Raw genomic sequence first — 13,367 nt, forward strand, 5'->3', positions numbered from 1 at the left:
CGGCAGCGCTGCCCGGCTCACCCTTCAAGAGCCGCATGACCTTCCAAGGAACCGCTTTGACCAGCAGCCCCACCGCCAACAACCACCCCTGCCCACCAGAGCAGGCCCTGCCCAAGGCTCAGCTCCCACCCGAGCCGGACGCCGCCCGCGACCTCCTCCAGCACCCCGACCCCTGGGTCGCGGCCGAGTCCGCCGCAGCCGAGAACCTGCTGCGCTGCTGGGTCCGCGAGGCCGGCATCCCCGTCCCCACCCACGGCACACTCCGCATCCCCCTCCCCGCCAGCGGCACCGCCCTCCTCGCCCCGGTCCACTACAGGTCCGCCACCGGCTGGCACCGCTTCGGACTCCCGCATCTGGCCGGCGCCCCGCATCCCTCCGCACCGGCCGACGCGGTCACCGTCGCCGCCCTGCTCGCCCGAGAGACATCGGGCAAAGCCCGCACCACTACCACCGCCGCACCGACCGCCACCCCTGCTGCCGCACCGACCGCCACCGCACCCCCTGCCGCCGAACCGCCCGCCGCCGTCCCCAGGGCCAGGACGGCCGAGCCGAACGACTCATTCACCGGCACCGCCACCAGCCCTGGTCCAGCCCTGGTGGCCCACGATCCGCTTCTGGTCGCCCACCACCCGGACCCCACCGCCCACGGCCCCGACCTCGTCGCCCGCGTCGCCGACTCCGTCCGCCGGATCGCCACCTTCCTCCGCGACCGCCGCGACACCCCCGGCCACGCCACCGACCTCTTCCTCACCGCCGAACAATCGCTGCTCTTCGGCCACCCTCTCCACCCCACCCCCAAGAGCCGCGAGGGCATCACCGCCGTCGAGTCACGGCACTACTCACCCGAACTGCGCGGCTCCTTCCCGCTCCACTGGCTGGCCGTCGCTGCCTCCCTCCTCGCCACCGACTCCGCCTGGACCGAACGTGGCCGGCTCGTCTCGGCGCCACGCCTCACCCACCTCCTTGCCGGACCCGAACTCCCGCTTCCGGAGGGCCATGCCGCACTTCCCCTCCACCCGTGGCAGTTCCGCGAGATCCGGCACAACCCCGAGGTCGCGGCTCTCATGGACGCGGGACTGCTGCGAGACCTCGGCGCCCATGGCCTCCCTTGGCACCCCACCTCCTCCGTGCGCACGGTGTACCGGTCCGGCGCCCCGGCCATGCTCAAACTCTCCCTGGGCCTGTGCATCACCAACTCCCGTCGGGAAAACCTCCGCAAGGAACTCCACCGGGGCGTGGAGGTCCACCGTCTGCTCCGCACCGGTCTGATCCGGCAGTGGCGCACCGCCCATCCGACGTTCGACATCGTCCGCGACCCCGCCTGGCTCGCCGTCGACGGGCCGGACGGCAACCCGGTCGCCGGATTGGACGTGCTGATCCGGCACAATCCGTTCACTGCGTCCGACGACGTCGCGTGCGTTGCCTCAGTCGTGGCACCCCGCGCACCGATGCGACCCGACCGGCCGGCGTCGTCCCGGCCCACAGCCTCCCTCCCCACAGCCTCCCTCCCCACAGCGTTCCGGCCGGCAGCGTCGCGGCTCCACGAGGTGATCACCGGTCTCACCGAACGGACCGGCCGACCACGCGCAGCCGTCGCCGCCGAGTGGTTCCTGCGCTACCTCGAACACGTCGTCCGACCCGTGCTGTGGCTGGACGGCGAGGCGGGCATCGCCCTGGAGGCCCACCAGCAGAACACCCTGCTCCTGCTGGACTCCCACGGGTGGCCCGCCGGCGGCCGCTACCGTGACAACCAGGGCTACTACTTCCGCGAGTCCCGTAGAGCGGAACTCGACGCCCGGCTGCCCGGTATCGGAGAGCACAGCGACACCTTCGTCTCCGACGAGGTCACGGACGAGCGCTTCGCCTACTACCTGGCGATCAACAACGTGTTCGGTCTCATCGGAGCCTTCGGATCCCAACGCCTCGTCGACGAGACGTTGCTGCTCGCCGCCTTCCGCCGCTTCCTCACCGGCGCCGCCTGCGGTCCCCGCCGGCTGCGCAGCCCCCTGCCGGCCCGGCTGCTCGACTCACCCGTCCTGCGGTGCAAGGCCAACCTCCTCACCCGGCTGCACGGTCTCGACGAGCTCGTCGGGCCCGTGGACACCCAGTCCGTCTACGTCACCATCGCCAACCCCCTCCATGTGTGATGTCTGCGCACTCCCGTCACTTCGAACGAACACGGCCCACTCGCCCTGAGAGGAGCCCCCTCATGTCGTTCACCGACGCGAGCCCCGGCCCCCGCATCAACGCCGAGACCACACCGCATCTCCGCCCCCCATCCGCACCGATCCCACCTTTCCCCGCCGCCGACCCGCTCGACGGTGTGGCCGACTGGGGCCCCATGGCCACCCCCGTCGGCACCTTCCAGCTCGTCCCCGTACAGGTCGACCGGGACCTCGCCCTCCTCAGCCGCTGGATGAACGACGCGGCCGTAGCCACGTACTGGCACCTCGCGGGTCCTGCGGAAGTCACCGAGCGGCACCTGCGTGCCCAGCTGACCGGCGACGGCCGCAGCGCTCCGTGCCTCGGCGTCCTCGACGGCAGGCCCATCGGATACTGGGAGATCTACCGGGCCGACCTCGACCCACTGGCCCGCCACTATCCCGCCCGCCCTCACGACACCGGCATCCACCTCCTCATCGGCGAAGCCGCCGACCGCGGGCGCGGTCTCGGCAGCACCCTGCTGGGAGCCCTCGCCCGCCTTGTCCTCGACAAGCGATCCGCCTGCACCCGCGTCATCGCGGAACCCGACCTTCGCAACACACCCTCCCTGTCCGCCTTCCTGCGCGCCGGCTTCCGCCTCTCCGCCGAGATCGACCTGCCCGACAGACGGGCCGCCCTCATGGTCCGGGAGCGGGGCCTGCACGAACCTCCGTAGCGCCCTGCGACGACATCGTCACTTCTGGTACACCGCTCACAGCACTCCGGTTCCCAGCGGAATCGACATCCCGCCGAGACCGGACCGCACCGAGACCGAACCTCACCCCTACCGAATCCCGCCCGAACCGAATTCACGCCCGCACTCCCCGTCCCGCCACCCTCACCGACCCGAGGACATCACCGTCTTGATCCACCCCGTCTCCCCGGCCGCGACCCCCCGTTTGTCAGTGCTGGGCCGTAGGGTTGTCGCGCTATGACAAAGCCCTCACTCCCCGAACTCCTGCATGCCGCCGTCGCCGCTGTCGGCGGCACGGAGCGTCCTGGCCAGGTGGCCATGGCCGAAGCCGTCGCCGAGGCGATCGACGACGGCTCCCATCTGCTCGTCCAGGCCGGCACCGGCACCGGAAAGTCACTCGGCTACCTCGTGCCCGCGCTCGCCCACGGGGAGCGAGTGGTCGTGGCGACCGCGACGCTCGCGCTCCAGCGCCAGCTGGTGGAGCGCGACCTGCCGCGCACGGTGGACGCGCTGCACCCGCTGCTGCGCCGCCGCCCGGAGTTCGCGATGCTGAAGGGCCGGTCGAACTACCTGTGCCTGCACCGTCTCCACGAAGGCGTCCCGCAGGACGAGGAAGAGGGACTGTTCGACCAGTTCGAGGCGGCCGCGCCCACCAGCAAGCTGGGCCAGGACCTGCTGCGCGTGCGCGACTGGGCGGACGAGACGGAGACCGGCGACCGTGACGACCTCACGCCCGGTGTCTCCGACCGCGCCTGGTCCCAGGTGTCGGTGTCGTCGCGGGAGTGCCTGGGCGCCACGAAGTGCGCCTACGGCGCGGAGTGCTTCGCCGAGATGGCCCGTGAGCGGGCCAAGCTCGCGGAGGTCATCGTCACCAACCACGCCCTGCTCGCGATCGACGCCATCGAGGGCGCCCCTGTCCTGCCGCAGCACGAGGTGCTGATCGTCGACGAGGCTCATGAGCTGGTCTCCCGGGTCACCGGCGTGGCCACCGGCGAGCTGACCCCCGGCCAGGTCAACCGCGCGGTGCGCCGCGCCGCGAAACTCGTCAACGAGAAGGCCGCCGACCAGCTGCAGACCGCCGCGGAGGGCTTCGAGCGGCTGATGGAGCTGGCGTTGCCCGGCCGCCTCGAGGAGATCCCGGAGGACCTCGACTACGCCCTGATGGCGCTGCGGGACGCCTGCCGCACGGTGATCTCGGCGATCGGCGCGACCCGCGACAAGTCCGTCCCGGACGAGGACGCGGTGCGCAAGCAGGCACTGGCCTCCGTGGAGACGATCCACGACGTGGCGGAGCGGATCACGAACGGCTCCGAGTGGGACGTCGTCTGGTACGAGCGCCACGACCGGTTCGGCGCCTCCCTGCGCGTCGCCCCCATGTCGGTCTCGGGCCTGCTGCGCGAGAAGCTGTTCGCGGACCGGTCCGTGATCCTCACCTCCGCGACGCTGAAACTCGGCGGCGACTTCAACGGTGTCGGCGCGTCCCTGGGACTCGGCCCGGAGGGCGTGGAGGGCGACGACCTCCCGCAGTGGAAGGGCGTCGACGTCGGTTCCCCGTTCGACTACCGCAAGCAGGGCATCCTCTACGTCGCCAAGCACTTGTCGCGCCCCGCGCGGGACGGCGACCGCGCGGACATGCTGGACGAGCTGACCGAGCTGATCCAGGCGGCCGGCGGCCGCACGCTCGGCCTGTTCTCGTCCATGCGGGCCGCCCAGCTGGCCGCCGAGGAGCTGCGCTCGCGCATCCCCGAGTTCCCGATCCTGCTCCAGGGCGAGGAAACCCTGGGCGAGCTGATCAAGAACTTCGCGGCAGATCCCCGGACCTGCCTGTTCGGCACGCTGTCGCTCTGGCAGGGCGTCGACGTGCCCGGCCCCAGCTGTCAGCTGGTCGTCATGGACAAGATCCCCTTCCCGCGTCCCGACGACCCCCTGATGAGCGCGCGCCAGAAGGCGGTGGAGGAGGCCGGGGGCAACGGCTTCATGGCCGTCGCCGCCACTCACGCGGCGCTGCTCATGGCCCAGGGCGCCGGCCGCCTGGTCCGCGCGACCGGCGACCGCGGCGTGGTCGCCGTACTCGACCAGCGGCTGGCGACGGCCCGCTACGGCAGCTTCCTCAAGGCGTCACTGCCCGACTTCTGGTACACCACGGACCGTAACCAGGTCCGCAAGTCGCTCGCGGCGATCGACGCGGCCGCGAAGCAGACAGAAGCGAAATGACCGTGGGGCCTGTCCGACAGCGGACAGGCCCCACGACGTGCTCACCCATCAAGGGAACGGCGTGCTCACCCGCAGAGGGGGGACACGACGTGCTCACTCTCGGAGGGACCGCCAGGGCCCTGCACAGCACAGGGCCCCGCACAGCACAGGGCCCCGGAACCGGCGCAGGGGTCCCGGGGCCCGGTCTGAGGGGCGGCTGCGAGCAGCCCGCCCGTCGCGGCCGTCATACGCGCCGCAGTACGGCCACCACCTTGCCCAGGATGGTCGCGTCGTCACCCGGAATGGGCTCGTACGCCGAGTTGTGCGGGAGGAGCCAGACGTGGCCGTCCTCGCGCTTGAAGCGCTTGACGGTGGCCTCGCCGTCGAGCATCGCGGCGACGATGTCGCCGTTCTCGGCGACGGGCTGGCGTCGGACCGTGACCCAGTCGCCGTCACAGATCGCGGCCTCGATCATGGAGTCGCCGACGACCTTCAGGACGAACAGCTCTCCGTCGCCGACGAGCTGCCGGGGCAGCGGGAAGACGTCCTCCACCGACTCCTCGGCGAGAATCGGGCCACCGGCGGCGATCCGGCCGACCAGCGGCACGTACGACGCGGCGGGCTTGCCGGCGGTGTCGGTGGGCGTCACCGACGCGGCCTGGTCGGAGCCGCGGACCTCGTAGGCGCGCGGGCGGTGCGGGTCACGGCGCAGGAAGCCCTTGCGCTCCAGTGCCATCAGCTGGTGTGCCACGGAGGACGTGCTGGACAGGCCGACCGCCTGGCCGATCTCCCGCATCGACGGCGGGTAGCCGCGCCGCTGGACGGAGTCCCTGATGACCTCGATCACGCGGCGTTGCCGGTCCGTGAGTCCCGAGCTGTCGGCCCGGATGCCTGGAGGTCGGCCCGGCAGGGAGCGCTTGGGCCCCTCGGGATTCGTGGCTTCGTTCATCGCATGCACCGGCTCGAGTCGGCCCTGGGAGCGGTCCTGGGCAGTGATGGTGGCACTGTCTGCGGTGGTGGTCACGTCGGCCCCTCTCGATGGTCTCCCTGCTGCACAACGGTAGTTGCTTTCGAAAGGTTGCGCCAAACACACGTTCGAGTGAAAAACCGCGTTTCACCTGTCGTGATCACGGGTCTCGGTGTATGGCTAACGCGGTGCCGTGCGGACAAATGCGCCCATTGTTGTACTCTTCACCGCCGGGGAAGCGCCCTTCTGGGGTGAGCCCACAGTCTGCCATCCGGGGTCCCGTCAACCGGGCACCGGCCCCCGTACGCGCACGAGTCCTCCGTCATCTCCGCGCGGCGGCCACGCTATCTCCCCAAGGTGTCCGCACGGCCCAATCGCGCGCGTGCGCTCCGCGCGGGCGACACGCGGCCTGTCCTGCGTCTCCGTGCCGATCCCCACATCTAGTGGTTGGATTGCGACAGTGGCCCAGAAGTTGTGGTCCCCCGGGTCATCGAGCCCGCCGCGATCGCCTATGCTGGTGGCTGCTTCGAGGGGCCCGTGAGGCCTACGAGGCTATTGAGTCTGCTGTGAGGAGGGTTGGAGTCCATGCACTGCCCCTTCTGCAGGCACCCCGACAGCCGCGTCGTCGACAGTCGTACGACCGACGACGGCACGTCGATCCGCAGGCGCCGCCAGTGTCCTGACTGCTCCCGTCGTTTCACGACGGTGGAGACGTGCTCGCTCATGGTGGTGAAGCGGTCCGGAGTCACCGAGCCATTCAGCCGTACCAAGGTCATCAACGGCGTGCGCAAGGCATGCCAGGGGCGGCCTGTCACCGAGGACGCGCTCGCCCAGCTCGGCCAGCGGGTCGAGGAGGCGGTGCGGGCCACCGGAAGTGCCGAGCTGACCACCCACGACGTGGGTCTGGCCATACTCGGCCCGCTGCAGGAGCTCGACCTCGTCGCCTATCTGCGCTTCGCGTCCGTCTACCGGGCGTTCGAGTCGCTGGAGGACTTCGAGGCGGCGATCGCAGAACTCAGGGAGCAGACGGGACACCGCGCGGCGGGCGACGAGGATGCCGGCGCGGGGAGCCGGGAAGACGACTGCGGGTCGGGAGGGGCCGTACAGGTCCCCGAGCCCGCGGGTGCCGCCGACTGACCGAGGGGCCGGGTCCGGACGCGCGTTCCGGATCCGGCAGGTCGGCGGCGATCGAAGACCTGTTGCGGGCGGCAGCGAGAGGTGCCCGCAACATCAGACAGAACATCGTGCTCCGGGAACAATGGAGCACTTCAGGGCGTTTTCGCCCGTACAGGGAGGCGGCATGACAGAGACGGCGAGCGGTCCGGCACGAGGTTCCCGGGTAAAGGGTGCCAAGACCGGCAAGGGCCTGCGCATCGAGCGCATCCACACCACCCCCGGCGTGCACCCGTACGACGAGGTGACCTGGGAGCGCCGTGACGTCGTCATGACCAACTGGCGCGACGGCTCGGTCAACTTCGAGCAGCGTGGCGTCGAGTTCCCCGACTTCTGGTCGGTGAACGCGGTCAACATCGTCACCAGCAAGTACTTCCGCGGTGCCGTCGGCACCCCGCAGCGCGAGACCAGCCTCAAGCAGCTGATCGACCGCATCGTGAAGACGTACCGGAAGGCCGGTGAGGACTACAAGTACTTCGCCTCGCCCGCCGACGCCGAGATCTTCGAGCACGAGCTGGCGTACGCCCTCCTGCACCAGATCTTCAGCTTCAACAGTCCCGTCTGGTTCAACGTCGGCACCCCGCAGCCCCAGCAGGTCTCCGCCTGCTTCATCCTGTCCGTCGACGACTCCATGGAGTCGATCCTCGACTGGTACAAGGAAGAGGGCATGATCTTCAAGGGCGGCTCCGGCGCCGGCCTGAACCTCTCCCGCATCCGCTCCTCCAAGGAGCTGCTGTCCTCGGGCGGCAACGCCTCCGGCCCGGTCTCCTTCATGCGCGGCGCCGACGCCTCCGCCGGAACGATCAAGTCCGGTGGCGCCACCCGCCGCGCGGCCAAGATGGTCATCCTCGACGTCGACCACCCCGACATCGAGGACTTCATCGAGACCAAGGTCAAGGAAGAGGAGAAGATCCGCGCCCTGCGCGACGCGGGCTTCGACATGGACCTGGGCGGTGACGACATCACGTCCGTCCAGTACCAGAACGCCAACAACTCGGTCCGCGTGAACGACGAGTTCATGAAGGCCGTCGAGAACGGCGAGAAGTTCGGCCTGCGGGCCCGCCTGACCGGCGAGGTCATCGAGGAGGTCGACGCCAAGGCCCTGTTCCGCAAGATGGCCGAGGCCGCCTGGGCGTGCGCCGACCCGGGCATCCAGTACGACGACACGATCAACCACTGGCACACCTGCCCGGAGTCCGGCCGGATCAACGGCTCGAACCCCTGCAGCGAGTACATGCACCTGGACAACACGTCCTGCAACCTGGCCTCGCTGAACCTGATGAAGTTCCTGAAGGACGACGGCAAGGGCAATCAGTCCTTCGAGGCCGAGCGGTTCCAGAAGGTCGTCGAGCTGGTCATCACCGCGATGGACATCTCGATCTGCTTCGCGGACTTCCCGACCGAGAAGATCGGCGAGAACACCCGCGCGTTCCGCCAGCTCGGCATCGGCTACGCCAACCTCGGCGCCCTGCTGATGGCCACCGGTCACGCGTACGACTCCGACGGCGGCCGCGCCCTCGCCGGTGCCGTCACCTCCCTGATGACCGGTACCGCCTACCGCCGCTCCGCGGAGCTGGCCGCGGTCGTCGGCCCGTACGACGGCTACGCCCGCAACGCCGACGCCCACAAGCGCGTCATGAAGCAGCACGCCGACGCCAACGACAAGGCCGTCCGCATGGACGACCTGGACACGCCGGTCTGGGCCGCCGCCACGGAGGCCTGGCAGGACGTGCTGCGCCTGGGCGAGAAGAACGGTTTCCGTAACTCGCAGGCGTCCGTCATCGCCCCGACCGGCACCATCGGTCTGGCGATGTCCTGCGACACCACCGGCCTCGAGCCCGACCTCGCGCTGGTCAAGTTCAAGAAGCTGGTCGGCGGCGGGTCGATGCAGATCGTGAACGGCACCGTCCCGCAGGCCCTGCGCCGCCTGGGCTACCAGGAGGAGCAGATCGAGGCGATCGTCGCCCACATCGCCGAGCACGGCAATGTGATCGACGCCCCCGGCCTCAAGCAGGAGCACTACGAGGTGTTCGACTGCGCGATGGGCGAGCGCGCCATCTCCCCGATGGGCCACGTCCGCATGATGGCCGCGATCCAGCCGTGGATCTCCGGCGCCCTGTCCAAGACGGTCAACATGCCGGAGACGGCGACCGTCGAGGAGGTCGAGGAGATCTACTTCGAGGCCTGGAAGATGGGCATCAAGGCCCTCGCCATCTACCGCGACAACTGCAAGGTCGGCCAGCCGCTGTCGGCCAAGAAGAAGGACGACGGCAAGAAGCCCGAGGTCAAGGCCGAGGAGGCCCCCGCCAAGGTCGAGAAGGTCGTCGAGTACCGCCCGGTCCGCAAGCGCCTCCCGAAGGGACGTCCCGGCATCACCACGTCCTTCACCGTCGGCGGCGCCGAGGGTTACATGACCGCCAACTCCTACCCGGACGACGGTCTCGGCGAGGTCTTCCTGAAGATGTCCAAGCAGGGCTCGACCCTCGCGGGCATGATGGACGCCTTCTCCATCGCGGTCTCCGTCGGCCTCCAGTACGGCGTGCCGCTGGAGACGTACGTCTCGAAGTTCACGAACATGCGCTTCGAGCCGGCCGGTATGACCGACGACCCGGACGTGCGGATGGCCCAGTCGATCGTCGACTACATCTTCCGCCGCCTGGCGCTGGACTTCCTGCCGTTCGAGACCCGCTCCGCGCTCGGCATCCACTCCGCCGAGGAGCGTCAGCGCCACCTGGAGACCGGCTCCTACGAGCCGCTGGACGACGAGGACGTCGACGTCGAGGGCCTGGCCCAGTCGGCGCCGCGCGCACAGGAGCTCAAGGCCGTCGCCACGCCGAAGGCGGAGGCCGAGGCGGCCAAGCCCGCCCCGAAGCAGGCCCACACCAGCGCCGAACTGGTGGAGATGCAGCTGGGCATCCAGGCCGACGCCCCGCTGTGCTTCTCCTGCGGCACCAAGATGCAGCGGGCCGGATCCTGCTACATCTGCGAGGGCTGCGGATCGACCAGCGGCTGCAGCTGACCGCTGAGAGATGAGTAGGGGCGCCGGCGACCAGCCGGCGCCCCTTCTTCACGTTCGCGAAGCAGTTACGGGATTCAGTCGCAGAGATCGGCTACGAGACCACCTGCGGATCCGCCAGGGAGATCAGGGGCGGCGGAGCGTGCCCATGACCCTCGCGAAGTCCGTGGGATCGTCCTCGAAGCCGGTCACCCCGGGATGGAAGTCCCACACGCCCGTCTCGTCCCGCCAAAACTCCGCGACTGTCGCCGCCGTGGCCCCGAGGACGCCGCCGAAGTCGTCCTGCGCGAGATCGGTGTACTCCTCACGGACACGCAGCGCCGGGTTGACCACGCTCACGAAGGTGCGCCGCGCGGGACGCTGCTGGACGACGACACCGACCACCACGCGCGCGTAGCGGGGATCGAGCCGGTAGAGCTCCACGGTCAGCACCTCGTCCCAGCCGAAGCCCTTGCCGTCCTTGCTGTCCCGGTTGAGGTAGATGGTCCCGTCGGGGGAGCGGCTGTCGAAGTGCACCACGTACGCCGGATCGCCGTACGGTTCGCTCGCCAGGTAGGTCGCCGCCACTATGTCGAGATCGGTGGGCGGCTGCCCCGCCGGGCTCGGGTCCCACTTCAGCGCGATCTCGGCCTTGCGGATGCCTTTGCTGATGCCGTTCACGAACGTCCCCCTTCCCCGATTGCCCGCAGTGCGAACTGCCGGGCGGTGACAGCAGGTTGCCCATCCTGCCACGCACGCCGGGGCGCCCGCGCGGGTTGGGTGCGCCGGAGGGCGACCGCCGCCACACCCCGTGGCCTTACCATGGCGCGGTGCTGGTCAAGTGGATTCGCTGCACCGTGGTGGACCGCCGAGGGTTCGAACGGGGACAGCGAAAGTGGGCGGGGCTGCTGGGTGAGCCGGGTTTCCGGGGACAGGGCGGGGGCTGGAGCCGTAGCCGGCCCTCGGTCGCCCATGTCTTCGCCTTCTGGGAGAGCAGGGCCTTCTACGACTCCTTCATGGCCCGCTCCCACGACCGGCTGGCGGCGTCCCAGTCGGGCACCTTCAAGGACGCGCAGGTCAGGCTGTTCGACCACCGGTTCGACGTGAAGACCGGCTTCGAGCCGCGGTTCACGGACGCCGATCTCCTCAGGGTCGCCCTGTGCCGGGTCCACGAGGACCGCGTCGAGAACTTCACCCTGCAGCAGGAGAAGGTCTGGAACCCGGCGATGGCCGGTTCGCCGGGCATGATCCGGGGCCTGTTCGCGGAGGCACCCGGCAACGAGTTCATGATTCTCTCCATGTGGCGGTCGGCCGCCGAGCACGGAAAGTACCGCACCGAGCGCGTGGAGCGGCTGGCCCTGCGCGCCCAGACCGAGGCGGACGTCGCCGCGCTCACCGGCGACATCGTCGACCTGGAGCCGGCCTGGACGGTCTGACCGCGTGGCCGCACGGCTCCCTGACGGGGCTCCTGTGTGGTGGCTCGCTACGGATTTGTGTGACGTACGCCGTACAGGACCGGTACGAGTGCTCGATCGGCCCTCACCCGATCTAGGGTTTTGGCATGGCACGACCACGGCGCATCGTCCTTGTCCGGCACGGCGAGTCAACGGGCAATGTTGATGACTCCGTGTACGAACGCGAACCCGATCATGCCCTGGCCCTGACGGAGCGGGGCTGGCGCCAGGCCGAGGAGACCGGCAAACGACTGCGGGAACTGTTCGGGCGGGAACGGGTCAGTGTCTACGTCTCCCCCTACCGCCGTACGCACGAGACCCTGCGCGCCTTCCACCTCGACCCCGAGCTGATACGGGTGCGCGAGGAGCCCCGGCTGCGCGAGCAGGACTGGGGAAACTGGCAGGACCGCGACGACGTACGGCTCCAGAAGGCCTACCGGGACGCCTACGGCCACTTCTTCTACCGCTTCGCCCAGGGGGAGAGCGGCGCCGACGTGTACGACCGGGTGGGCAACTTCCTGGAAAGCCTCTTCCGCAGCTTCGAGGACCCCGATCACCCGCCGAACGTGCTGCTGGTGACCCATGGCCTGGCCATGCGCCTGTTCTGCATGCGCTGGTTCCACTGGACGGTCGCCGAGTTCGAATCGCTGGCGAATCCGGGGAACGGCGATATGCGCATGCTCGTTCTGGGGGACAACGGCAAGTACACGCTGGACCGGCCGTTCGAACAATGGCGAGATCCGGAGCCCTACGGGATCACCGGATAGAGTGGCAGGGCGATGACCGCTGACTCCTCTTCCCACGGGCGCCTGGAGCGCGCCCTGGCCAGCCTGCGCGGACTGGCGGTGGGGGACGCGCTGGGCTCCCAGTTCTTCGTTCCGGTGAACTACCCCCTCCTGAAACGACGGGAGCTGCCGCCCGGCCCCTGGCAGTGGACCGACGACACCGAGATGGCCTGTTCCGTCGTCGCCGTCCTCGCCGCCCACCAACGCATCGACCAGGACGCCCTGGCCCACTCCTTCGCCCACCACCACGACTTCGACCGCGGCTACGGCCCCGCCGTGACCCGGTTGCTCCGCCTCGTCCGCGAGGGCGGCGACTGGCGTGAGCTGGCCGCCGGGCTCTTCAACGGACAGGGGTCGTGGGGCAACGGCGCCGCGATGCGCATCGCGCCCCTGGGCGCCTGGTACGCGGACGACCCCGAGCAGGCGACCCACCAGGCGGAGATCTCCGCCTACCCCACGCACCAGCACCGCGAGGCCGTCGTCGGCGCCATGGCCGTCGCCGCGGCAGCCTCGCTCGCTGCCGACCCCGCCGGCCCACCGACCGGGGAGGCGCTGCTCGACGGCGTCATCGCCCTCGTCCCCAAGAGCGCGGTCGGGGCGGGGCTGCGCCGTGCCCGCGACATGCTCGACTACGGCGACGCGGCCACGGTCGCGGCGGTACTGGGCTGCGGGCGGCGGAGGACGGCCCATGACACCGTGCCGTTCGCCCTCTGGTCCGCCGCGCGCTCGCTCGGCGACTACGAGCAGGCGTTCTGGACGACCGCGCAGGCCGGCGGTGACGTCGACACCACCTGCGCCATCGTGGGCGGGGTCGTCGCCTCCGGTACGGCGGGGGCGCCGCCCGCCGAGTGGGTGGCGCGGACGGAGGCGCTGCCGGACTGGACTCTGTCGGCTGTCTGACGGG

The 13,367-nt window shown here is 70.0% G+C and carries 10 protein-coding genes; 8 read left to right on the forward strand and 2 right to left on the reverse strand.

What is annotated here, in order from left to right; genetic code table 11:
* Window positions 1-107: 107 nt before the first annotated feature.
* The 3 genes from G7Z13_RS26190 to G7Z13_RS26200 all read left to right on the forward strand — a co-directional run bounded on the left by G7Z13_RS26190 (window position 108) and on the right by G7Z13_RS26200 (window position 5,110).
* Window positions 108-2,147 (forward strand): IucA/IucC family protein, encoded by a 2,040-nt coding sequence (locus G7Z13_RS26190; protein ID WP_240926532.1) that lies wholly within the window; start codon window positions 108-110, stop codon window positions 2,145-2,147.
* Window positions 2,042-2,878, forward strand: coding sequence for a GNAT family N-acetyltransferase (locus tag G7Z13_RS26195; RefSeq protein ID WP_240926350.1), 837 nt, complete (start codon window positions 2,042-2,044; stop codon window positions 2,876-2,878). Before G7Z13_RS26190 ends, G7Z13_RS26195 begins: the two co-directional genes overlap by 106 nt.
* A gap of 255 nt (window positions 2,879-3,133) precedes the next feature.
* Window positions 3,134-5,110 (forward strand): ATP-dependent DNA helicase, encoded by a 1,977-nt coding sequence (locus G7Z13_RS26200; protein WP_166002678.1) that lies wholly within the window; start codon window positions 3,134-3,136, stop codon window positions 5,108-5,110.
* A gap of 223 nt (window positions 5,111-5,333) precedes the next feature.
* Here G7Z13_RS26200 and lexA read toward each other — a convergent pair whose 3' ends face one another.
* Entirely contained in the window at window positions 5,334-6,113 is a 780-nt protein-coding gene (gene lexA, locus G7Z13_RS26205; protein WP_166002679.1) for a transcriptional repressor LexA, read from the reverse strand.
* A 528-nt stretch (window positions 6,114-6,641) separates the two neighbouring features.
* Here lexA and nrdR point away from each other — a divergent pair.
* Together nrdR and G7Z13_RS26215 are read left to right on the forward strand one after the other, a co-directional pair.
* Entirely contained in the window at window positions 6,642-7,193 is a 552-nt protein-coding gene (gene nrdR, locus G7Z13_RS26210) for a transcriptional regulator NrdR (RefSeq protein WP_166002680.1), read from the forward strand.
* A 163-nt stretch (window positions 7,194-7,356) separates the two neighbouring features.
* Window positions 7,357-10,248: a vitamin B12-dependent ribonucleotide reductase gene (locus G7Z13_RS26215; RefSeq protein WP_166002681.1), complete on the forward strand. Its 2,892-nt coding sequence runs from the start codon at window positions 7,357-7,359 to the stop codon at window positions 10,246-10,248.
* A gap of 123 nt (window positions 10,249-10,371) precedes the next feature.
* Here G7Z13_RS26215 and G7Z13_RS26220 read toward each other — a convergent pair whose 3' ends face one another.
* Entirely contained in the window at window positions 10,372-10,905 is a 534-nt protein-coding gene (locus G7Z13_RS26220) for a TerD family protein (RefSeq protein ID WP_166002682.1), read from the reverse strand.
* A gap of 149 nt (window positions 10,906-11,054) precedes the next feature.
* Between G7Z13_RS26220 and G7Z13_RS26225 the strand changes: the two genes are divergently transcribed.
* The 3 genes from G7Z13_RS26225 to G7Z13_RS26235 all read left to right on the forward strand — a co-directional run bounded on the left by G7Z13_RS26225 (window position 11,055) and on the right by G7Z13_RS26235 (window position 13,363).
* The gene (locus G7Z13_RS26225) at window positions 11,055-11,660 is read left to right on the forward strand and encodes a YdbC family protein (RefSeq protein WP_166002683.1); all 606 of its coding nucleotides are present in this window, start codon (window positions 11,055-11,057) and stop codon (window positions 11,658-11,660) included.
* Window positions 11,661-11,785: 125 nt separating this feature from the next.
* Entirely contained in the window at window positions 11,786-12,445 is a 660-nt protein-coding gene (locus tag G7Z13_RS26230; protein ID WP_166002684.1) for a histidine phosphatase family protein, read from the forward strand.
* A 12-nt stretch (window positions 12,446-12,457) separates the two neighbouring features.
* The gene (locus G7Z13_RS26235; RefSeq protein WP_166002685.1) at window positions 12,458-13,363 is read left to right on the forward strand and encodes an ADP-ribosylglycohydrolase family protein; all 906 of its coding nucleotides are present in this window, start codon (window positions 12,458-12,460) and stop codon (window positions 13,361-13,363) included.
* Window positions 13,364-13,367 lie beyond the last annotated feature (4 nt).

Origin of the sequence: Streptomyces sp. JB150, assembly GCF_011193355.1 — a bacterium.
GTDB lineage: Bacteria > Actinomycetota > Actinomycetes > Streptomycetales > Streptomycetaceae > Streptomyces.